14 protein-coding genes, 1 tRNA gene and 1 pseudogene are annotated in these 21,388 nt (G+C 67.1%); 13 read left to right on the top strand and 3 right to left on the bottom strand.

What is annotated here, in order from left to right; translation table 11 throughout:
• Positions 1 to 154: 154 nt before the first annotated feature.
• The 3 genes from dgt (at position 155) to AB0I06_RS13480 (ending at position 6,287) form a co-directional block, all read left to right on the top strand.
• Positions 155 to 1,540 (top strand): dGTP triphosphohydrolase, encoded by a 1,386-nt coding sequence (gene dgt, locus AB0I06_RS13490; RefSeq protein ID WP_363118895.1) that lies wholly within the window; start codon positions 155 to 157, stop codon positions 1,538 to 1,540.
• Positions 1,541 to 2,463: 923 nt separating this feature from the next.
• The gene (locus tag AB0I06_RS13485) at positions 2,464 to 5,913 is read left to right on the top strand and encodes a hypothetical protein (protein WP_363118894.1); all 3,450 of its coding nucleotides are present in this window, start codon (positions 2,464 to 2,466) and stop codon (positions 5,911 to 5,913) included.
• A gap of 23 nt (positions 5,914 to 5,936) precedes the next feature.
• Positions 5,937 to 6,287, top strand: coding sequence for a hypothetical protein (locus AB0I06_RS13480; RefSeq protein ID WP_363118893.1), 351 nt, complete (start codon positions 5,937 to 5,939; stop codon positions 6,285 to 6,287).
• Here the strand turns inward: AB0I06_RS13480 and AB0I06_RS13475 are convergent.
• The gene (locus AB0I06_RS13475; protein WP_363118892.1) at positions 6,272 to 6,655 is read right to left on the bottom strand and encodes a hypothetical protein; all 384 of its coding nucleotides are present in this window, start codon (positions 6,653 to 6,655) and stop codon (positions 6,272 to 6,274) included. The two genes, AB0I06_RS13480 and AB0I06_RS13475, sit on opposite strands and share 16 nt — an antisense overlap.
• A 256-nt stretch (positions 6,656 to 6,911) precedes the next feature.
• Between AB0I06_RS13475 and AB0I06_RS13470 the strand changes: the two genes are divergently transcribed.
• The 3 genes from AB0I06_RS13470 to AB0I06_RS13460 all read left to right on the top strand — a co-directional run bounded on the left by AB0I06_RS13470 (position 6,912) and on the right by AB0I06_RS13460 (position 11,145).
• Positions 6,912 to 7,274: a hypothetical protein gene (locus tag AB0I06_RS13470; RefSeq protein ID WP_363118891.1), complete on the top strand. Its 363-nt coding sequence runs from the start codon at positions 6,912 to 6,914 to the stop codon at positions 7,272 to 7,274.
• Between the two features lie 488 nt (positions 7,275 to 7,762).
• Entirely contained in the window at positions 7,763 to 10,087 is a 2,325-nt protein-coding gene (locus tag AB0I06_RS13465; RefSeq protein WP_363118890.1) for a hypothetical protein, read from the top strand.
• A 14-nt stretch (positions 10,088 to 10,101) separates the two neighbouring features.
• On the top strand, positions 10,102 to 11,145 hold the full coding sequence (locus AB0I06_RS13460; RefSeq protein ID WP_363118889.1) for a hypothetical protein: 1,044 nt from the start codon (positions 10,102 to 10,104) through the stop codon (positions 11,143 to 11,145).
• A gap of 925 nt (positions 11,146 to 12,070) precedes the next feature.
• Here the strand turns inward: AB0I06_RS13460 and AB0I06_RS13455 are convergent.
• Positions 12,071 to 12,580 (bottom strand): hypothetical protein, encoded by a 510-nt coding sequence (locus tag AB0I06_RS13455; protein ID WP_363118888.1) that lies wholly within the window; start codon positions 12,578 to 12,580, stop codon positions 12,071 to 12,073.
• A gap of 315 nt (positions 12,581 to 12,895) precedes the next feature.
• On the opposite strand from AB0I06_RS13455, the gene AB0I06_RS13450 reads away from it, so the two are divergent.
• The 3 genes and pseudogenes from AB0I06_RS13450 to AB0I06_RS13440 all read left to right on the top strand — a co-directional run bounded on the left by AB0I06_RS13450 (position 12,896) and on the right by AB0I06_RS13440 (position 14,784).
• On the top strand, positions 12,896 to 13,114 hold the full coding sequence (locus AB0I06_RS13450) for a hypothetical protein (protein WP_363118887.1): 219 nt from the start codon (positions 12,896 to 12,898) through the stop codon (positions 13,112 to 13,114).
• Between the two features lie 647 nt (positions 13,115 to 13,761).
• Positions 13,762 to 14,423 (top strand): annotated as a pseudogene (locus tag AB0I06_RS13445) (NUDIX domain-containing protein); the annotation flags it as partial.
• Positions 14,389 to 14,784 (top strand): hypothetical protein, encoded by a 396-nt coding sequence (locus tag AB0I06_RS13440; protein ID WP_363118886.1) that lies wholly within the window; start codon positions 14,389 to 14,391, stop codon positions 14,782 to 14,784. The pseudogene AB0I06_RS13445 and the gene AB0I06_RS13440, both read left to right, overlap by 35 nt.
• Positions 14,785 to 14,965: 181 nt before the next feature.
• On the opposite strand, the gene AB0I06_RS13435 is transcribed toward AB0I06_RS13440, so the two are convergent.
• Positions 14,966 to 15,038, bottom strand: a tRNA-Arg gene (locus tag AB0I06_RS13435).
• A 321-nt stretch (positions 15,039 to 15,359) separates the two neighbouring features.
• On the opposite strand from AB0I06_RS13435, the gene AB0I06_RS13430 reads away from it, so the two are divergent.
• From AB0I06_RS13430 to AB0I06_RS13415, 4 genes are all read left to right on the top strand, one after another.
• The gene (locus AB0I06_RS13430; protein WP_363118885.1) at positions 15,360 to 16,967 is read left to right on the top strand and encodes a dynamin family protein; all 1,608 of its coding nucleotides are present in this window, start codon (positions 15,360 to 15,362) and stop codon (positions 16,965 to 16,967) included.
• 3 nt (positions 16,968 to 16,970) lie between these two features.
• Positions 16,971 to 18,794, top strand: coding sequence for a YfjP family GTPase (locus tag AB0I06_RS13425; RefSeq protein ID WP_363118884.1), 1,824 nt, complete (start codon positions 16,971 to 16,973; stop codon positions 18,792 to 18,794).
• A gap of 336 nt (positions 18,795 to 19,130) precedes the next feature.
• A complete protein-coding gene (locus AB0I06_RS13420) occupies positions 19,131 to 19,607 on the top strand; it encodes a single-stranded DNA-binding protein (RefSeq protein WP_363118883.1) in 477 nt (158 codons plus the stop codon).
• Between the two features lie 276 nt (positions 19,608 to 19,883).
• Entirely contained in the window at positions 19,884 to 21,293 is a 1,410-nt protein-coding gene (locus AB0I06_RS13415; RefSeq protein WP_363118882.1) for a Cys-Gln thioester bond-forming surface protein, read from the top strand.
• The last annotated feature ends 95 nt before the right edge of the window (positions 21,294 to 21,388 follow it).

Genomic DNA, 21,388 nt, shown 5'->3' with positions numbered 1-21,388 from the left:
CGCTTGCGCATCGCCTGTGCCCATGCTTCGACAATCGGCGGGATGCTCTCACGTCGCGCCGCGGGTGTCACCCAAATGGGCTAATGCTGTGTGGCTCGGTTAGCGCAGTTTCAGTCAGAGCGAGAGAGTGAGAAGTGATGAATGGGAGGTTCCTATGCCTACCGAGGACGATTCCAACGTTTATGCAGTTCGGCGGTACGGTCGCCCTTTGGATGCTGATCCACGCTCGGCATTCGAGCGTGATCGCGATCGAATACTGTACTCGTCTGCATTTCGAAGATTGGCAGGGGTGACGCAAGTTGCAGCTGTCCGAGAGCACCACCTTCTGCATAACCGACTCACGCACAGCCTGAAAGTTGCTCAGGTGGGTCGTCGTATGGCCCAGCGCCTTTGTAAGGATTACCGGGATTTCGCCAAGGAAGTTCCAGGGGGTAGGGCTGGCTGGCCTGACATTGTGGAGTCCGCTGGCCTAGCGCACGACATTGGCCATCCGCCTTTCGGGCATACGGCCGAGACGGTGTTGAATAAGAAGATGTCACCCTACGGAGGCTTCGAAGGGAATGCTCAAACCTTCCGAGTGCTAACAAAGCTCGCCGTTCATGCGCACGTCGATCACGGACTGAATCTCACCCGGGCAACCCTAAACGCCGTACTCAAGTATCCGAGATATGAGGGGGAGGAAGTCTCGGAGTCGGCTGATCGCGATTGGCCATTCCGAAAGAGAGGGAGTAAGTGGGGCGTCTATAGAAGTGAAGAGCAGGATTTCAGTTTTGCGCGAGAAGGTGAAGGAGGCTCAGGTAGGCGTAGCCTGGCTGCCGTACTCATGGACTGGGCTGATGATGTGTCCTATGTCACTCATGACCTCTATGACTACTTTCGCGGTGGGTTGATGCCCCTTCATTCACTCCAGAACGAGTGCCCGGATGAATTCTTGGAATTTGCTCGCGCCCGCCGGAAGGGTGAGAAGTATAAGAGGTTTGATGAAGAGGTGTTTAAGCGGCAATACCGTGAGCTGAAGCGCTTGATGCCGGACCGTGGTTGGCGTGACACGCGTGACGACCGCAAGATTCTAGATAGATTTCAGCATGAGCTGCTCGGTTTCTTCTTTAATTCCGTCTCCGTGGAACAGGGTGAAGATGGTTGGGAGGTCTGCATTGACGAGATTGCCGAGTATCAGGTAGAGGTCATCAAGGAGCTAACCTTCTTCTACGTTATCAGGCGACCTAGTCTGGCTATGGTGCAGCGCGGTCAAAGGGAGATCGTAGCCAGGCTGTTCGATGATCTAATGGAGATGTTTGGGCGGCATCGCAACGGAAAAAGGGATCCTGACCACCCTGTGCCGGCGCTGCTGGACGACATATATGACGGAATGGAGAGACATGAGAAGGTGAGTGGCTTTACGCGCAGCCACGAAGAGCGGCGCGCGAGGGCGGTGTGTGACTACATTTGCGCGCTGACGGAAGATCAGGCGATCAACTTGTATGAGCGTCTATCGGGAAACAGCGTCTCCCAAGGTTCCATCTTCGGCACGTGGTTCTAAATGAGAGGCTGGCGGGCTCTCGATGGCGAAAATGGCGTGCCTGCGTTCAATTCAGTGGTCGGTGCAACATCAGCGGCCTGGAGCCAGGCGCTGATCCCGTCCGGCTCCCGGTTTCGTAGCGCAGCCGGCAATTCGTCGTGGCGACTGGGGTGACCTGACGCAGGCGCGGTGGGCTACGCATTGAATTGGGTGAACGAACGGGAGCTCGCGCCACTGAGGCCGGACCCCTACCGCATACCTGCCCCCCGAATCCGAGGGGCGGGCCGACGCCTGCGGCTCCACTGGTGCCAAGTCGAGACGGCCAAGGCGTACGATCACGTGCAATCCGTGCCGACTCAAGGGCGCCAGCAAGGAGAAGGCAGGTGGGCGGCGCATCGCCGCTGTCGGACAGATGGACGCCCTCGCCGATATGGTGGCGCGCAGTGGCGGTTGATGGTCTACCTCGGCGGCAACGACCCGCACCGGCAGCATGAGCCCACTGGAGCGGGTGACGAGAATCGAGTTCGCGCTCTCAGCTTGGGAAGCTGCGAGTATTTGGGGCGGGTAAGGCTGTTGAACTGGGCGTTCGCCTGCCGCCAGGTCTCATCGCCATTGGCCCCTTTTACCGTGGTTCCCTGCTGTTCCCCGCTCTATGTGGTGCGCTTGTGGTGCGTCGGTCGTGTCCTGGCCTGGCGCCGTCGATTCGCTGGTTCCGCTGACAGGTTGGCGCGGAGACGCGCCTTGGCTGATTCGAGCCGCGGACGGTACTCGGGCATGAAGATCTCGCAAGGCATTGGTGGAAGTAACACAAGCTGGCCTTGCTGGGGCTGCCAGTGCCGTCCTCAACCCGGGGCCGCACTGGTGGTGCACGGCCAGCCCGGTGCGGAGAGCGTGGGGGAGGGCAAAATGACGTTCACAAGTCGCGAGCGAAGGAGCGTTGCGAAGTGAGGCCGGGAAAGCGCCAGGAGCTGGCCGAGGACACGGGTGAGGCGCATGCTGTGGACGGGGCACTCGCGAACAGCGGCGTCCTGAAGATCGCCGGGGATCTGGTCCTGGGGCAGGGCCGCCCCGTCTTGTCCTCGGGCTATCTGCATGAGGTCGCCCAGCTCGCGGCCGTCCGGTTCGAGGGTCGAGCCGCCGAATTGGCGGCCATAGCCGCGTTCTCCACCGCACCCGACGGTGTCCAGGAGGCCCAGGGAGGCGATGCGGGCACGGCCTACTGGCGGTGGCTGGCGCCAGCGTGGTCAGGAAAAACCGCGCTTATGGCGCAGTTTGCACTGCACCCTCCGCAGGGCGTGGACGTGCTGGCCTTCTTCATCACCGCACGTGCTGCCGGACGCTCGGACCGGACCGCTTTCCTGGCCGCCCTGCAGGGGCAGTTGCGGGAGTTCCTGTGCGACGGCGACGTGGACTGCGCCTCCCAGGGCCAGTTCCTCGACGCCCTCGAACGTGCCGCAGACAGGGCCACGGCCGAAGGCCGAAGGCTGGTCCTGCTCGTCGACGGACTCGACGAGGACACCGGCGTCGAGTCGGCCAGCAGCGGTTACAGCATTGCCGCGCTACTGCCGCGCGTGCCGCCTCCGGGCCTGCGAATCGTCGTGGCCGGCCGCCCAAATCCGCCCATCCCCCGCAGGCCGCGAACCAGGAGGTCGCGGACTGGCTCGCGCGATGTACTGGAGAACCACCCGCTGCACAGTGCGCACGTTGACCACCTGCTGGCACCGTCACCCGCGGCTCAGGCGCTACGGAAGGCCGCGGAGCGCGACCTTCACGCCCTGCTGACGGGTGGTGGGTCCGGGAGGGAGGTCGCGTACCTGATCGCCGCCGCCAACGGTGGCCTGAGCGCCCAAGACCTGGCCGACCTCATGGGCGAGGTGAGTGCCTGGGAGGTCGAAGAGGTCCTCGGCGGATCATTGGGCCGGTCTTTCCAACCCCGGCCCGCCCAATGGCAGGCCACAGGCCAACAACCGGAACAACTGTTCTCCTTCGCCCACGAAGAGCTGCAACAGGGCGCTCTGAAGCGGATCTCCACGGCGGCGCTTGAAGGTTATCGTGCGCGGGTGCACGCCTTCACCGACGCCTGGCGCCAGGCTGGCTGGCCATCCGACACGCCGGAATATGCCCTTGTCGGCTACCCGCAGTTGTTACGCAATCTGGCGGACACCACTCGTCTCACCGTACTGGCGACCGATGCGGTGCGGCACGAGAGACTGTGGGAGACCACCGGCTCCGACACAGAGGCGCTGGCCGAGATCGCCGACGCCATCGGTCTCCACCGGGCCGCAACCAATCCCAATCTGCGGGCGTGTGTGCGGCTGGCTCAGCACCGCGACGAGATCCGCGGGCATGTCGCCAGTATTCCTGACGATGTCATCGAGACTTGGGCGATCGTAGGGCACGTACGACGTGCCCTCACCCTGGCCCAGGTGGCGCACGGTTCGAGGCGGATACCCGACCTCGTCAGGCGGCTCCTCTTTGCGGGGAGAGCCGATCACAACACCGCGTCGCTCGTAGCGTCGGTGGCCCGTCAGCTCCTGAGCCCCGTCCAGGACGCCTGGGAACTACGGGACGTCGCCGATGCCCTCTGCGGCGCCGGGCACCCCCAACAAGCCGCCGAACTCGCCCGCAGCATCGCCAGGCCCGACCGGCGCGACGACGCCCTCGCCATTGTCGTCGGCGCAATGGCCAGGAGCGGAGACCCTCAACAGGCCGCCGAACTCGGCCGAGGCATCACCGACCCCGACCGGCAGGCCGGAGTTCTCGCCTCCGCGGCCAGGGCACTGGCCCGGTCGGGGCGTCAAGAGGAAGCCGTGGAGCTCGCCCGAAGCATCGGCGACCCCCAGCGGCGGAACGGAGTGCTGTGCTCGCTGTCCGCCGCTGTCTCCGAAGCCGCGGACGATGAGCCGGCCAGCGCACACCCCTCTTCTCCTTACGCGTTCGGCCGGCAAGCCCGGATCCCGGCCGAGCCCGTCGAGCACGCCAATTTCGCGAAGGACCAAGAGCGAGCAGCCGAACGTGCCCGCAGCATCTCCGACCCGGACCGACAGGCCAAGGCTCTGGGCGCCATAGCCAAGGAGTTGGCCCTGAGTGGATTCCACCGGCAGGCCACCGAACTCGCCGACGAAGCCGCTCGCCTCGCTCGCGGCATCGTTAACCAAGACGAACGGGACGGGGCGCTCACGGTCGCTGCTCGGGCCGTGGCCCGCAAGGGGCACCACGCCTTGGCCGCCGAACTCGCCCGCGCCGTGATCGACACCGACCGGCGCGCGGACACCCTGGCGGCTGTGGCCGTGCTCATTGCCCGCGCGGGTGCTCGTCAGCAGGCAGCCGAACTCGCGGACGAGGCGGCAGAGCTCGTCCGTGGCGGCACTGCCCTCGGGTCGAAGGCCGCGCTGCTGGCAGTGGTCGCCGAGGCTTTGACACTCACGGGACGTCCCGAGCAGGCAGCCGAACTCGCCCACATAGCAGCCAATCTCGCCCACGATGCAAAAGGGTCCGGTCGACGTGCGATGGCCCTCACGCTCGCCGCGAGGGCCATCGCACGTACCGGACGCCATCGACAAGCGATCGACATCGCACGAATGGTCACCGAGCCCGACTTGTTGGAGGGGGCGTACGGGGCCGTGGCCGTGGTTATCGCCCACGCGGGGCACCCCGGAGAAGCGATCGAACTCACACGAAGAATCGACGACCCCGACCGGAAGGCGAAGGCACTAGCAGCCGTCGCCACGGCCCTGGCCCACGCGGGACGTCACCGACAAGCGGCTGACCTCGCCTTGAGTATCAGCCGACAGACCAGCCGGGTCAGGGCCCTCACCCTCATAATCAGGACAATGGTCCGAACAGGGCACCGACAAGAGGCCGTTGAACTCTCCCGGACAGCTGTCAACCTCGCTCACGAGGCCGGGGACGCGAACTGGCACGCCAGAACGTTGGCGACCGCCGCCGAAGTGCTGGCCCACGACGGGCACCACGAGCAGGCCGTCGGTTTCGCCCAAGCGGCTGCCAAGTTCGCCCGGACACTCAAGGACCCCGGCCGACGCGCGGCGGCACTTGCGGGCGCCGCCCGTGCCTTGACCAGCACGGGGTGTCGGGGGCAGGCCGAAGGCGTAGGGCGACAGGCCGTCAATGCGGCCCGCACCATCAAGGACTCCGGGCAGCGGGTCAAGGCGCTGACGTCCGTGGCGAAAAAGTGCCCGGATATTCTCAACGGGCGTGTGCTCCTGGCCGAGGCACTCGACATCGGCCCCTTGCAGCAGGCGGTCGAGTGCCTGCCCGACATCGCACCAGAGACCCTGGAACTGCTGGCTCGACTGATGACCACCAAACGTTCGGAGACAGACCATGGACGAACGGCCCGAGCGGGGACAGCGGCAGGACACTTGCTCGGGTAGGACGATCAGGAAGGGATGGGCCGATGAGCGGACGGCAGCGAGCGGTGGCCGGGCTAACAGGGCTGGCGGTGGCGGTACTGGCCGGGGTCTTCTGCTTTCTGAGCTGGGACCGGGCCAACCAGGTCGCCGGGATCGTCTCGGCGCTGGTGGGCGTCGTAGCCCTGGGGACTGGGGTCCTGGCCCTGATGTCGGGCCGTGATGGGTCGGTGCGGGTCGTGAATACTGGGCCGGCCACTGCGGTCGGTGCGGGCTCGCACGCCAACACCGGTCTGACCGCTCAGGGGGGCGTGCGCGGAGGCATGGAAGTCGACGGGACCTCAGAGGCACGAGCCGAGGACGGCGGCCGTGCGAACACTGGCTACGACCAACTCTGACGCGTCAGCGAACTGCGCCAACCGTCCGGGGAAAGGAAGAGGCGCGGCGGCAGCTGGCTTCGTTGCCGCCCCGTAGGTGAGACACCGGGCCCAGTGTCCAGCCCGCCCCTGTAACCGGTGCTGGACATCGGTGCCCGGCCAAGGACGGCGAGAATGAAATGGATGGCTGCGCTGTCCTTTGACGGGATCCTGCAGTCGCTCAGCATCTTGTCCAGCGTTTCGGAGATCGCGTAGATCGGTGACCAGACGGCTCGGTCCTGCACGATCCCCTCAAGGTCCCCGGACTGAAACATGACTTGGTGGAGCCAGTCCGACAGCACGAACACTTGATCGTGCGTGAGCCTAGTGGTGATCGCTTCCTCGGCCACACCCTCAACCTAGCTCCATCGACTGGCGGTGTCGTAGGTACGAGCTCCCGTGGGGACCAACACGCTTTCCAACTGTGGTGGTGGGGTGCTGGGCTGGATGCGGGGGCGTTCACCTGCGTTCATGCGCGGCCGGTCGTCTGGGCGGCTACCGCCTTCGATCCGGTCTGAACGGCCGTGAACGGCGCTGAATGAGACGGAAACTGAGACGGACACGGGGCCGAGTTCTCTAGCATCGTCGCTCTTGAAGGGGGTGCCCGTGGCGCTGGTCCGCAAGGGATCACGACGGATCGTCGTCGATGGCACGGCTTACCGCTGGCGCCTGCGAGGGAGGCCGACGTATGCCCAAGGCCTGGCATGGTCGCCGTGCACATTCACGGCCGAGCAGGTGGACACTCCGGGTACGACCCTTGTGGTCAGCACCGACCAGCCGCATCCGAGCAACTGGATCGGTCGTGAGGCAGAGCCTGTACTGCCGTCTGATGTGGCTGCGGCTGTTCGACTTGCCCTGTGTGAGGGCTGGACCCCGACGACTCCGGGCTCCGCCTTTCACCTCGACCAGTCCGTCGGCTTCAAGCCCTTGTGCTGCCGATCAGGTGTCTTGCCGCTATCTTCTCATTAGAGGGCTGATGAAGGCACTCACCGTTCTTCGGTACAGAACGGGCGTTGACGAAGGATCAGTGAGTAGGTGGCTATGGCGGGGACTGGGCGCATTTGGATAGCGGTGACGGTTGCGCTGACTAGCGTGGCGACCGTTGGGCTGGTCCTGGTCGCCGTTTTCGCGGACCCTGATACGACAGAGCGGACCGTAGGGGTGGCAGGTGCGGTTGTCGCGATGCTCGGCTTGCTGGTCTCGCTGATTGCGTTGTTCCGAAGTCCAGGAGGCGGGACCGCGGGTGGGCGGCGCGTGCGGGGCGGCCGCCGATCGGTCGTGGCGGGCGGTGACATCACTGGCTCCGCGATCGGGAAGAACTCGAAGGTGAACGGCCCCCAGTCGTCGCCCAGTCGTACTGCGGCGAGGCGGAATGCGGATGACGTGCGAGCGGGTCGCGACGGGATCGCCGCTGGTGGTGACATCAAAGACAGCGCTCTCGGGGAAGGCAGTGAACGGTGACGCCGTTCTCCTGGATTCGTCGCAAGGGCAGAACCTCCTCTCCGGGAAGTGAAGAAGCACCCGTCGAGGTCGCACCGACGGTTCTTGCTGGCCCCGGCGCGGTGGCGGCTGGCGGAGCAATCATCGGTTCTGCGGTGGGTGACTACAACAACGTCACATACATCGACAAGCAGTACGTGACCGACGGCAGCGCCTCGCTAAAGGCGGCTCATGCCGCTTTCGAACAGGCGCTAGCCACGTTGCCACCGTTGCTCCAAGAGGAAGCTCGCCAGTTGTGTGATCACTGGCCTGACGTGGAAGCGGCCGTCAACAATCTTCCCTCTAGTAGGTCTGCGCGGAACGACATACTCGAGCAATGGGCCAAGCATGAGCCACCCTGGCTCACCAGCGCCCCTGTCCGCGCGCTTCCGTGGCTTGGCCAATTGGCCTCAGCTTACGATGCCGAGAGTGCCTCATTCTCGTTCTATGACCGGTCCGTACGCGAGGGGGGCTATCCTCGCGACCTCCTGATCGTCCAGGCTGCCCTAAAAGCAGAAGCATTGACCGAGGGCAGCGCCCGTTCATACCTAGCGGCCCATGTAGGCCTCGACTCGCCGTTGGTCCACTCCGTGCGGTCCGCCCTCGATAAGGACTGGGACGCAGCCCTGGACCACCTGAACCGATGGACTGCTCCTGCTGGCAGCGGACAGGCTCTGCAACGTCTCCTACGGGCGCGGATCCTCCTGGCGCAGGATCGAACTGACCAAGCTCTGCCAGCTCTGCGTGAAGCAGATTTCGCACGTTTTCCTCAGCTTGGGCTGGAACTCGCACAAACTCTGCTCCAGCGAGCCAGGCGCCGTGCCACTCGCAATAGGCTCGCTGACGCGCAGGAAGCTCTGGCTGTTGCACTCCGAGTGCGTAACGCACGTCGAGAATGGTTCGGTGACAGCGCGGAGGCAGTCGTCCTTGCAATGCGGGCCGCAGTGTCCAGCCAGGATCTGGCAACCGCGTGGGCGATCTGCCAGCCGGCTCCAGAAGGGGACGCTAACGCGCAAGAAGCGGATGATCCTCGGGTATTGGGGGAAAGTGCCCTGATTGCGGCGCTGACGGGCCGAGAGCAGCGTGCGCATGAACTGTTGGCCGTGGTGACTAGCCCGTTTATACGCGCACAGGTGCTAGCTGTGCTCGAGGAACGCCGGGCTGACAGCAGCGAGGATGAGCGGGTAGCGGAGGCTTGGCAACGCGCCTGGGACGCAGCGCAATCGGGGCCCGACCAGCTGATGGCGGCAATGGGGCTGGTGGAGTCCGGGCAGGCCCTGCCCGACCTCTCTCACCTGAAGGACGACTATCCCGAAGCGGTAGCTGATCTAGAGAAGCTTGCCCACGCCGTCAGCGGCACAGCAGGCGGCGACCTGTCGCTTCTGCGTGCCAACGCGAACCAGAACCCGACCATCGCCGTGAAACTGGCGCAGCGCTACCAGCAACTCGGCGATCTCGAGAAGGCCGCGGCCACCCTGCAGGAGTCCGCGACACACTTGCGTGACCCGCAGCTGATGACATTGGCTGCTCGTGGCTTCCAACGCGCCAGGAACTACGAGAAGGCCAAAGAATGCGCTGATAGTGCCCTGCGGATTGCCGGCCCGGGTTGGGCTGCGCAGGGCGCCATGTACGAGTTGCTCGTTGAGACGGAATCCGCCGCAGGAAACTGGGAGCAGGCCACAGACGCGGCCATCACACTTCTACGCCTAGACTCGCACAACCTCGACGCACGCTGGGCCCTAGTGAAGTGCTATGTCACACGGGCACAGCCCGACGAAGCGTGGCAGACACTCACCGAACTTGGCGAAGCGGCCGCGCCACGACGCCGCGACGAAGCGATCCTGTGGGTCCAGCTCGGCGCCCGTTTTTCTGCTGATCCGCAATTTGTGGGCCGTGCGCTGGAACTGATGCAGAACTGGCCACAGGATGAAGAGTTGTTGGGGCGCTTCCTGGCAGCTCTCCTATGGCGAACAACTACGACGCAACCCATGCCCGCGGAGGCGGCTGAACTTCTGCGTGAAGCGAGCTCCAATTACTTGGAACGCTTTCCCGAGAGTGTGTATTTTCGCGCTCTCGATGCCAGCGATCCGGGCGTGTTACTCGATGAACTTGGCCGGAGTCTGCGCCGCGAGTACGAAGATGAGGACCGCCGCGAGCTCCGAGAGCGCATCGCGCAGGGCCAGTTCCCTGTAGGGATGCTGGCCCTTATGAACGGCCGATCTTACGCCGAGGTGTGTGTACGGCTCACCGAGGAACCTCCCGGCCTCTTCGCATCCGACCCGACGCCGTTCAGGCTGCGCTGACCGGGCGGGTGGTCATGGATTCGAGCGCAGCGGTGTCTCTCGCCCTGTTGGAGCCGGGTGCCGCCGAACGGCTCCTTGGCTCCTGCCAGAGCATCGTGACAACTGACCAGATCGTTGGCGATGCATTCCACGCCCTCGAGTCCTTCGCCCTGCGGTCCGATTCCATGGTGGTTTGGAACGAGGACGAGGCACGGGCAACTCTTCATGTTGCTCCGGAGGAACTGATGAGTGCCCTGCGAAGGACACTCGAGCGTGCCGCTGACCTAGTTCGACGACTACCGCGGGTGGCCCGGCCGGAGCTGCGCGCGTTGCGGGGGATGCCTGCGGACCGAGCCCCGCAAGCATGGCTTACGGCCTTGGACCACGCCAAGGAGCACAACTTGGTGTTGTGGTGCGACGACCGAGCTCTGCGCACAGTTGCCCGGTCAGTGGGCGTTGCCGCATTCGGAACGCTTGCCCTAATCGACGCGTGCCAGCGCGAGGAGACCGTGGCACCACGGGAGGCAATGGTTCTGAGGGCCGAACTCCTCCGGCACCATTACATGGATATACCCTTCTCCAGCGAGCTGTATGGGTTCGCCGCACAAGCCGACGGATGGCAGGCGCGAGCCGTAGCTGCAGCGATCGCACGGCCGACGGCTTGGACTGATGCGCAGGCCGTGGTGCGGCTGGTCCTCAACGCGGCCGCGAAGGTCATCGTTTCTGAACCGAACCATGCTGCTGCCTGGCTGACAGCTGCGTATGTGGGCCTTTGGCGAGCAACGCTGCCCTCCCACAGGGCTGCCAACCTGCAAACGTTCTCCATCCAAGCCGTGACCCAGCCGTGGGTCTCCGCTTCATCATTGCCCTTCCTTCTTACGGGTCTACGCAACGGCGCCGCAGAGGTCCAAAGCGGTGACGGGCCCCTGATGGCCGCTCTGGCTCGCTACTACGGCCAGCTAGTTGGACAGCTGGGTCATCCTGAGGCAGGAACAGAGTTCATGAGCCTCTTCAGTCAAGCTGTCGCAGCCGACAAGTCCGCAGCGGCACGCATCGTGATTACCTACCGCGACAACTAAGATTCTTGACTTAGATCACCTGGCGGGATCGGAAGAAGATGTTCAGGATGCGCAGTCCGGCGTGAAAAATGGTGCGGACTTCTCATAGCGAGTTGCCATGACTCCCCAAGGCTTGAGGCGGTTGCTGTGAGGTGAGCCGGCTGCAGCCTCGGTTCAGCCACAACTGATCATCGGCGGCCGTGACCTGCGGCCGCCGAATCGATCAACGTCCTGACCTGCTGCTGAGCTGTCGGTAGCTGTCGACGTTCGTCACCATTGAGCGCCCTTCCACGGCCCATGGACGGCCCGGGAGGGCGCTTCTGTTGACCAGGCGCTTAGAAGATGCGGGCAGGCCGTGGTGGAACGGTCTGGCCTTCCCGTGCTTCTGCCATGTCGGGTTGCCGAGCGCTGCAGTTGCCGTCAGCATTGCCGTCACTGCCGTCGGACATGCCGGCGTAGGCCTGACCCGGACGTCACCTATTGCAGGCGGCAACGACACCCAGAATTACGAGGGCGATCAGGAACATCGCCACGCAGCCGCCTACCGCACTCTCCGTCTCAGCGATGATTCCCTTGGGCTTCGGTCGAGACCTCTCGTAGTCACGCATGCCCTGTACCACCGCGCGCCTGATCTCGTCTTCGTCCACGTGCTTCCCCCCCCCCCCCGCGTCCCGCAGCGTCCCGATCCAGCACGGCAACATACCCGCTACAGCACCCCCTGGCTTCTTCGTCCCGAAGTAACTTGGGTGGAGGCTCGACCTTGTGCCGGTGCACCTCTCACCTGCTGTCATGGTCCGCAGGTGTGCGCGGTTGTCTGTCGTTGTCCGCCGACGTTGTCACGCAGTTACACACTCACCCGGCTGTCCCTGAAGGCGTCGAGATCGAGCATTGCCTTCGCTGATCCTCGAACGTTGTGAGCTCGTGAAGCCCATGCTTTGCATTGGCCTCATCGGTAGTCCTCTGGGTGACCTTGCATCCAAGTATTGATCTTGTCTCGCGTTCCGGTGAGCAAGTCTTGGTGCTTCTTGAGGTTCTCGAAGGAGCTGTCGTCGCCCAGTTCGACCCGCAGTTTCGCGATCCATGCGAGGGGCTCCTTGAAGTGTTCGGGACCCTGGGGGTCTGCTTTCATCGCTTCGTCGAGGCTGCTGAGCTCATCGAGCACGCGCCCCAGGAAGTACTCGCAGTTCCCCGGGGTCGTGCACCCGTCGTTGTAGGTGGCCTGAAGCCGAGCGAACACATCGCGGACCTTCTCGACTCTCGGTGCCGGATCTGCCGTGTTTGGGGCGGGCGGCTCCTCGGTCGTGGGGGTCGATGCCGCCTTGCGGACATCGCGGACGGGCGACTCTCCATCGCTCGAAGTCGTGCCTGGGCTGCCGGAGCAGGACAGCAACAATGACACCAGGGCCACGACGAGCGTGGAGGCGCCGAGAGCGTGCCGTGCGCGCGTGTTGATCATGCCGCGTACGACTCTTTGGCGGGCTCACTGGTTGTGCTGCCTGTCGGAACTGCGCTGCATTCTCACCGGCGTTAGTGCCACTGGCCGCGCCTACCAGGGGCGGCGGAGTCTCAGCCGTCAAGCTTGAAAACCGTCGTGGCAGCGATGTCACCGTGGGTTCAATCCCCACCGCCTCCGCGCGATGAGCAGTGAGAACTGGCCCTGACCAGCCAACTTGGTCTGGGGCTGTTCTCGTGTGATCGCACCGCGATTGCCCGTAGTTCCCCGTAGTTTCCCGCTCGATCGGGCACGGGAGGGGCACGGTAGCCTCACGGCATGACCGCACAGCCACGGATCGGCTCCGTCTGGGCTCGACGCGTCCCGGATTACCCGCAGTACGACCGCGACTTTCGGGTGACTGGGGTGTTCATCAAGGGAGATGTCACTTACGTCGAGGTTGAGGATCTCGATGGCGGCTCACTGAGTAGGGGACTGCTTGAGTACATGCTCGACGACGCGAAGCCCGTGACTGGCGACGACGGCACGGCGTATTGATCCTCAGCCTGTACCTCGTCGAGACTCCCTTAACCCACCACTCAGCCCGGCTCCCATCCCGTCTGCCGTCGACCCACACACCGTGGAGCGGGCGTGGTTCCTGGCGTCCAGGTGGAGCGCGCCACTGTACGAACGACCTGGACGCCAGGGGCCGCGTCTGCTCGGCTCTGCCTGGGTCGATGGCAGGCGGGATGGGAGCTCCCCGCGCACGCCACTACTCCGGCCGGCACTCGCGGACGGCGCCCCCGCCATCTCGGAGCCTGAGCGCCCCCGCCGGAGGCATTCTTTGAGCGTTGCCGCGCTCCGCGGTTCTCTACTCATGACCCGGCCTGTTTCACATGTGGGCGCGTCGGCGCAGCCCGGGCGGAGCGGGCCGAAGGCAGGAGCGGCGCCCGGAGCGGAGCCGGGAAGCGCGCCCGGCGGAGCGGAGCGCAGCCGGGGCTTGATGAAGTAGGGAAAGTCTTACCGCGACAGTGATCGGGTGCGGTGTCCGGTCCCGGTAGAGCTTGACGCCGCCTTGTCTCGACGCCGCTTGCCTCGGCTGGACTGCTGAATCGTCCAAGTGGTCAGTGCCTACTCTTGAGAGTGGGCTCCGGGCTACGCTTGTGCCGACCGACACAGAGGGCGACAGGGAGCGTGCTAACCGGATGGGACCCAAGTCGGAGCGGGTCTACCGCACGATTTGCGAGTGGATCGCGACGGGACAGTACCCGCCAGGTTCCAAGCTCCCGTTCGAGCGGACCTTGTCGGAAGAGCTGGCCATCGGCCGGACCGCGCTACGGTAGGTGCTCGCCAAGCGCGTTGCGGAGAGTGTGATCGAGGTACACGGTCGCAGCTCCTACCGGGTGCCGGATCGGTCTGTGACGACACAGGCGCCGGCGGATGTCGAACCGTGGCAGATCCATGGCGAGCGGGCTCTGTATGACAACCGCTGGGTGAAGCTCAGCCTCGTCGACGTCGAACCGCCAGGGGTCGAGCGCTTCGAGCACCACGTCGTGAAACTTCATCATGTGGCCATCGCCGCCGTCATCGACGACCAGGACCGTGTCCTGATGATGTGGCGCTATCGCTTCGTGCCCGACTCGTTCGGGTGGGAGCTCCCGGGCGGCATCGTCGACGAGGGGGAGGACTCCTTGCAGGCGGCGCTGCGCGAGGTCGAGGAGGAGACTGGCCGGCGACCGGACTCCTTGGAGCACGTGGTCACGTATCAACCCATGGTGGGCATGGTCGACTCACCCACGACATCTTCGTGGGCAAGGGCGCCAAGCTCGTTGGTGAGCCGTCCGATCTGGAGGAGGCCGGGCACATTCCTTCGGCAGCACATCGAGGACGAACAGCTCGAGCCCGGTGACCTGCTGTTCCAAGGCGAGTCGGGTGGCATCCTCGCCGGTTCCGTCATCCGTCGGGCGTGGCGCAACGCCCGAAAGGCCGTACTGCCCCCGCACGTCTTCGAGTCACCCACCGGACGGCGCGTCTACGACAACCGGAACACGCGCCTGACGAAGTGGCTGAACGACGGGATCCCGCCCGCCCAGGTGGCCGAGTGGGCCGGGAACAGCGTTGCGGTGCTCCTGGCGACCTACGCCCGCTGCGTCGAGGGCCAGCTGCCCGACCTGAAGAGGCGGCTCGAAGCTGCCGGAGATCTCCCCGAGCGGCCGCCCGCCGACTGACCTCGCGGCCCGCAGAAACTTCGACACGTATTCGACACGGCCACCCGCAAAAACCCGGTAACAGCCGGACAGCCCCGGAGCCCGCCCTTGATCATCGAGGGGGAGTCCGGGGCTTCGTCGTACCGGCTGGCATGTGCCCTGACCAGCAAAAAGCCCTCCCCAAAGGGAGGGCGGAGACTTGCGCCCCCGGCAGGACTCGAACCTGCGGCCAAGCGCTTAGAAGGCGCCTGCTCTATCCACTGAGCTACGGGGGCCGGGTGTGGTGGCCTCTGTCGTGGTGCCCTGGTGTGGGCCGATCCGTGACGTTGCCGGGGACAAGGATAGGGCTCCCGCGTCCTTGCCCCTGTTGCTTCGCCTCCGTGGCTCGATGTGGAGGTTCAGTGAAGCGGTCCTGATAATCGCAGGCAGGTACGAATCGTGCACCGCTTTTGGCGTCAGAGGCATCGGGTGTTGTGCACTCGTTATGCCTGGAGTGTGCCCGTGTCCCAGTCGTCCCTTCCGTCCCTTGTGTTCTGTCGGCGCGCAGACATGCTCATATGCTTCAGAATTCCCCTAAAATTGGGCATTCTTCACATGTGGTGACCTTGGACGTACGGCCTCAGCTGCTCGACGCACTCTCCGCCCTGCGCGACCGTGTCGCCGCCGCACGCTTCCCGCTGCCCCTGGCGGGGGCCCCACGCGCGCGTGCCAACCGCGACGAACTCCTCGCGCAGCTCGACGACTACTTGGTGCCCCGCTTGCGGGAGCCCGAAGCGCCGCTTCTGGCCGTCGTGGGCGGGTCGACCGGAGCCGGCAAATCGACGCTCGTGAACTCCCTCGTGGGGCGGCGGGTCAGCGAGGCGGGCGTGCTGCGGCCGACGACACGCACCCCCGTGCTGGTCTGCCATCCGGAGGACCACCACTGGTTCAGTGGGATGAGGGTGCTGCCCGATCTCACTCGTGTGTGGGTGCCCCAGCAGGAGTCCACCGACGACCTGCTGCTCCCCGGCGAGAACCCCGCGCGCGTGCTGCGCGTCGAGACCGCCGAGACGCTGCCGCCCGGCCTCGCGCTGCTCGACGCGCCCGACATCGACTCCCTGGTCGCCGACAACCGTGTCCTGGCCGCCGAACTCATCTGCGCCGCCGACATCTGGGTCATGGTCACCACGGCCGCCCGCTACGCCGACGCCGTCCCCTGGCACATGCTGCGCACCGCCAAGGACTACGACGTCACGCTGGTGACCGTGCTCGACCGGGTGCCCCACCAGGTCGTCAACGAGGTGTCACGGCAGTACGGGGCCCTGCTCACCAAGGCCGGACTGGGCGAGGTGCCGCGCTTCACCGTGCCGGAACTGCCCGAGTCCGCCTGGGGCGGCGGGCTCCTGCCGGCCACCGCCGTCGCCCAGTTGCGCACCTGGCTGATCCACCAGGTGCAGGACCCCGCGGCCCGGCAGCAGGTCCTCGCCCGCACGGCATACGGCGTCCTCGACTCCCTGAAGTCCCGGATGCCCGAGCTGGCCGGTGCCGCCGCCGCGCAGTACGCGGCCGCCCTGCGTCTCACCTCCGCCGTGGAAGGGGCGTACGACAGCGAGCACACGCGCGTGCGGGGCCGGTTGCAGAACGGGGCGGTCCTCGCCGGGGACGCGCTCAAGCGGTGGCGCGCCTTCCCCCTGGACTGCACCGCCTCCGAACTGCTCGACGCGCTCGTGGAGAGCCTCAGCGCGCTGCTGCTGTGCGCCGTCACCGCCGCCGACGAGCGCGTCGACGACGCCTGGCGGCGTGAACCGGCGTCCGCCGCCCCGGAACTCGCCGCCCGCGAAACCGGCGCGGACAGCGCCGAACACCGCATCGGGCTCGCCGTACGGCGCTGGCGCCGGGAACTCGAGGAGCACGCCGAGGACGAGGTGCGCGAACTCGACCGCACCCTCGCACCCGACCCCGAACTGGTGGCCGCCCTGGTCGCCACCTCCCTGCTGGGCGGCCGCCGCGGCCGGATGGCCGGGGAAGGACTTGCCGAGCGGATCGGCGCCCACGGCGCGCTGCGGCTGCGCGACCGGGCCGGACGGCTGCTCACCGAGCACGTGGACCGCGTGCTGCACGCCGAACGCGAGCGCCGCCTCGCCCCGCTCGACGCGCTCGACGTCCACCCCGAACCCCAGGCCGAACTCATCGCCGCGCTGTCCGTACTGCAGAAGGAGAGGTGACCGGTGACCGCCGTCACTGACCAGGACCCCACCGAGCACGCCGACCAGCCGGACGACGGCACCGGCCGGGCGGGCAGCGCCGGGACCCGCTCCCGAGGCGCCTCGAACGGCGAACGCGCGGCGCGTACCGGCTCCGCGGAGTCCTGGGACGACGGGCTCATCGCGCGACGGGTCAACGAGACAGCCGAAGGAGACCGGCTCCCCATGACGGACCACCGCTCCGCCGTCCCGCCGACGGTGACCCCCCTGGTGTTCGAAGGACCCCTGCGCTCCCGGCTCGAGGCGCTGCGCGAACTGGTGGGACTCTCCCGCACCCGCCTCGACAGCCGGACGCTGTCCGAGGCCGGCCGGGTCCTCGACGAGGCGTCCGCGCGCCGCAGGCTCTCCGGGCAGCACACCGTCGTCGCCATCGCGGGCGCCACCGGAAGCGGCAAGTCACAGCTGTTCAACGCGCTCGCCGGGGTGACCATCTCGGAGACCGGCGTACGCCGCCCCACCACCGCCGCGCCCATCGCGTGCAGTTGGAGCGACGGGGCGGCCGGTCTCATCGAACGGCTCGGCATCCCGCCCCGGCTGCGCCGCCGGCCGCTGCCGACCGGGGACGGCGAGTCGCCGCTGCGCGGGCTGGTCCTGATCGACCTGCCCGACCACGACTCCGCGGCCGTACAGCACCGCGAGCACGTGGACCGCATCCTGGCGCTCGTCGACGCGGTCATCTGGGTCGTCGACCCGGAGAAGTACGCCGACGCCGTCCTGCACGAGCGCTACCTGCGGCCCATGGCGGCGCACGCCGAGGTGATGTTCGTGGTCCTCAACCAGATCGACCGGCTGCCCGGGGAGGCCGCCGAGCAGGTCCTCGACGATCTGCGGCGGCTCCTCGACGAGGACGGCATCGCCCTCGGGGAGTACGGCGAACCGGGCACGACCGTGCTCGCCCTGTCCGCCCTCACCGGGGACGGTCTCGGCGAACTGCGCGAGGCGCTCGGCCAGTTCGTGTCCGAGCGGGGGGCGCCCGCCCGCCGTATCTCGGCCGACGTCGACATCGCGGCGGCGCGGCTGTGGCCCGTCTACGCCACGCAGCGGCGGACCGGGCTCAGCGAACAGGCCCGCGAGGAGTTCTCCGACCGGCTCGCGGACGCGGTGGGCGCCACGGCGGCGGGCGAGGCGGCCGAACGCGCCTGGCTGCGCAACGCCAACCGCGCCTGCGGTACGCCCTGGCTGCGGCTGTGGCGCTGGTACCAGGACCGCGGTGAGCCCAGCACGGGCCGGCTTCCCTCGCGCACGCAGGCCGACGAGGAGGCCACCGCCCGTCAGCGGGTCGAACAGGCGGTGCGGACCGTCGCCGACCGGGCCTCGGCCGGGCTGCCCGCGCCCTGGGCACAGGCGGTGCGCGAGGCGGCCGTCCGCGGCGCGCAGGGGCTGCCCGAGGCGCTGGACGAGCTGACCGCGCGGGCGGGAGTGCCGACGGGGCGTCCGCCGCGGCCCGGGTGGTGGCCGGTGGCCGTCCTCATCCAGGCGTCCATGACGATCCTGCAGTTCCTGGGCGGGCTGTGGCTGCTGGGGCAGATCGTCGGGGTCATGGCGCCGAACCTGGGAGTGCCGGTGCTGCTGATGGTGATCGGCATCGTCGGCGGCCCGCTCATCGAGTGGAGCTGCCGGATGGCGGCCCGCGGCCCGGCCCGGCGCTACGGCCTGGAGGCGGAACGCCGGTTGCGGGAGGCGGCGGCCGGGTGCGGGAGGGCCAGGGTGCTGGATCCGGTGGCGGCGGAGCTGTTGCGGTACCGGGAGGTTCGGGAGCAGTTCGGGAGGGTGGTGGCGGGGCGGTGAGGCAGTGGTGGGAGGTGCGGTGAGGTGGGGCGGGTGGTTGCGGGTGCGGACCGTCCACGTCCATGTCCCCGCCCCCGTTCGGCTCCGGGGTGGGTCTGGCCCCGGTGGTCTCTCGCCCTCTCCCACGCGCGCCCACTGCACCTGACCGATGACGCCGATGACGCCCCCTGTGTCACCCCTGGGAGTGGCGGCGTTGTCCACAGGGCCGGGGCGGTCCACAGCGCTCAGCGGGCTCGGCCCGGCGGCGGCAGTCTGGCAGACGCAGCCGTACGGGACGGGCCCGTACGCGTGTCGGCCCGGCGCGGACGCCGTGATCCGGGTGAGGGAGGGTTCGCGATGAACGAGACGATGGTCTGCGCGGTCGGCAGGGTGGCGACACAGCCGGTGTACCGGGAGGTGGCGTCCGGCCCGTCGGCGCGGTTCAGGCTGGCGGTGACCGCGCGTTACTGGGACCGTGAGAAGAACACGTGGACGGACGGGCACACCAACTTCTTCACGGTGTGGGCCAATCGCCAGTTGGCCACCAACACGGCCGCCTCGCTGACGGTGGGCGAGCCCGTGATCGTGCAGGGCAGGCTGAAGGTGCGGACCGACGTGCGTGAGGGACAGAGCTGGACGTCGGCGGACATCGACGCGGTGGCGATCGGCCACGATCTGGCCTGGGGCACCTCGGCCTTCCGGCGCGCGGGCAGGACGGAGACGGCACCCTCGCCGACGCAGCCGGAACCCAACTGGGAGACGCCGCCCGAAGGTTCAGGGGGCGAGTCGGACCATCCTTCTCAACAGCGCGAGGAGGCCGCCGCGTTGACGTGACGGCTGCCATCGGACGGTCCGCCCGAAGTGTGGCTTATCGATGAATGCGCGCCGAACGCCCAGCGGTGGATTTGTCGATAAGCCCTGCTCACCCGGGGCCCGGCGATAACGATTCCGAGTCGGATCACTCGTCCGACCGTCTGACCGGCGGGCGGCGTCCCGCGCGTCCCTAGGATGCCGGACATGGCTCTCGGGGCTGCTGTGCCTCGTGAGTCCTCTGATTCTGCTGGTGGGACCGTCCCCCCACGACAACGGGTCCTGCTCGAAGGGGAATTTGTGTTTGCTTCGTTCTCTGAGCTGTTCGTACGCAGGCGAGGGGCAACCCGCCTCGCCACCGCGACGGTGGTGTCCGGGCTTGTCGCCGCGGGCGGGCTGGCCGGTGCCGGCCGGGCGGCCGCTGACGAGACGACGCAGAGCCAGGGCGGCGCGGCCGCGACGATAGACGGCCTGAAGACGTACGGCGCCGCCGTGATACACGCCGGCACCGGCGATCAGCAGATCTCGGCAGGCCTGTTCGAGATGTCCGTCGACGGCGGCGGCATGCTGCAGACGTACTGCGTCGACCTCCACAACCCCACCCAGCGGGACGCCAAGTACCACGAGACGCCCTGGAGCGGCACCTCCCTGAGCGCCAACAAGGACGCCGGCAAGATCCGTTGGATCCTGCAGAACTCCTACCCGCAGGTGAACGACCTCGCCGCGCTGGCGAGGAAGGCGGGTGTGCGCGGTGCGCTGACCGAGCAGGACGCGGCGGCCGGTACACAGGTGGCGATCTGGCGCTACTCGGACGACGCCTCCGTCGACGCCCTCGACCCGCAGGCCGAGCAGCTCGCCGACTACCTGGAGAAGAGCGCCCGCAGTCTGTCCGAGCCCCGGGCCTCGCTCACCCTCGAGCCGCCCGCGGTCTCCGGCCGTCCGGGTGAGCGGCTCGGGCCGGTGACGGTACGCACCAACGCCGGCAGTGCGACGGTGACCCCGCCCGCGGACGCCGCGACGAGCGGGGTGCGGATCGTCGACAAGCAGGGCAAGGCCGTCACCACCACGGCCGACGGTGGGCAGGTGTTCTTCGACGTGCCCGAGGACGCGGCGGCGGGCTCGGCGGAGCTGACCGTGCAGGCCTCGACCACCGTTCCGGTCGGCCGGGCCTTCACGTCCGAGAGCCGCAGCCAGACGCAGATCCTGGCCGGCTCCAGCGAGTCGACGGTGTCCGCGACGGCCGGGGCCACGTGGGCGAAGCACGGGCCTGTCCCGGCGCTGACGGCGGCGAAGAACTGCGCCGAGGGCGGGGTCGACATCATCGCCTCCAACCAGGGCGACGAGCCGTTCACCTTCGAACTGGCCGGTCTGGAGCACACCATCGCCGCGGGCGAGTCCCGCACGGTGACGGTCCCCCTCCAGGAGGACCAGGCCTACGACTTCACCATCCACGGACCCGAAGGCTTCGAGAAGCGCTTCACCGGCACGCTGGACTGCGCGACCCGCGGCAGCGACACGGGCACCACCACCCAGACCCTCAGCGAACCGAGCCCGATGACCGTGGGCGGCACGGCCACCGACACCAACCTCGCCGAAACGGGCAGCTCCGGCATCACGCCCCTGATCGCGGGAATCGCCATCGGCCTGGTCATGATCGGCGGGACGACGCTGATCGTGCTGCGGCGCAAGGAGGCGGCGGCGGGGGAGTGACCCCGGACGAACGGTCCATCGCACTGATCTCGTCGTCGATCCAGATGAGAGACCGGCGTTGTGCCCACGGGACCAGGGGGCGGGTCTTCCAGTGC

The organism is Streptomyces sp. NPDC050674, from assembly GCF_040654575.1.
Lineage (GTDB): Bacteria > Actinomycetota > Actinomycetes > Streptomycetales > Streptomycetaceae > Streptomyces.
Note: the sequence above shows the minus strand (reverse complement) of the source record. Positions and strands in the feature narration are given on the sequence as shown.

Coding starts and splice junctions, on each gene's coding strand:
- AB0I06_RS13480 (WP_363118893.1), top strand. CDS start 5,937: ATGAGCGGACGGCAGCGAGCGGTGGCCGGGCTAACAGGGCTGGCGGTG.
- AB0I06_RS13455 (WP_363118888.1), bottom strand. CDS start 12,580: ATGATCAACACGCGCGCACGGCACGCTCTCGGCGCCTCCACGCTCGTC.
- dgt (WP_363118895.1), top strand. CDS start 155: ATGCCTACCGAGGACGATTCCAACGTTTATGCAGTTCGGCGGTACGGT.
- AB0I06_RS13450 (WP_363118887.1), top strand. CDS start 12,896: ATGACCGCACAGCCACGGATCGGCTCCGTCTGGGCTCGACGCGTCCCG.
- AB0I06_RS13460 (WP_363118889.1), top strand. CDS start 10,102: ATGGATTCGAGCGCAGCGGTGTCTCTCGCCCTGTTGGAGCCGGGTGCC.
- AB0I06_RS13420 (WP_363118883.1), top strand. CDS start 19,131: ATGAACGAGACGATGGTCTGCGCGGTCGGCAGGGTGGCGACACAGCCG.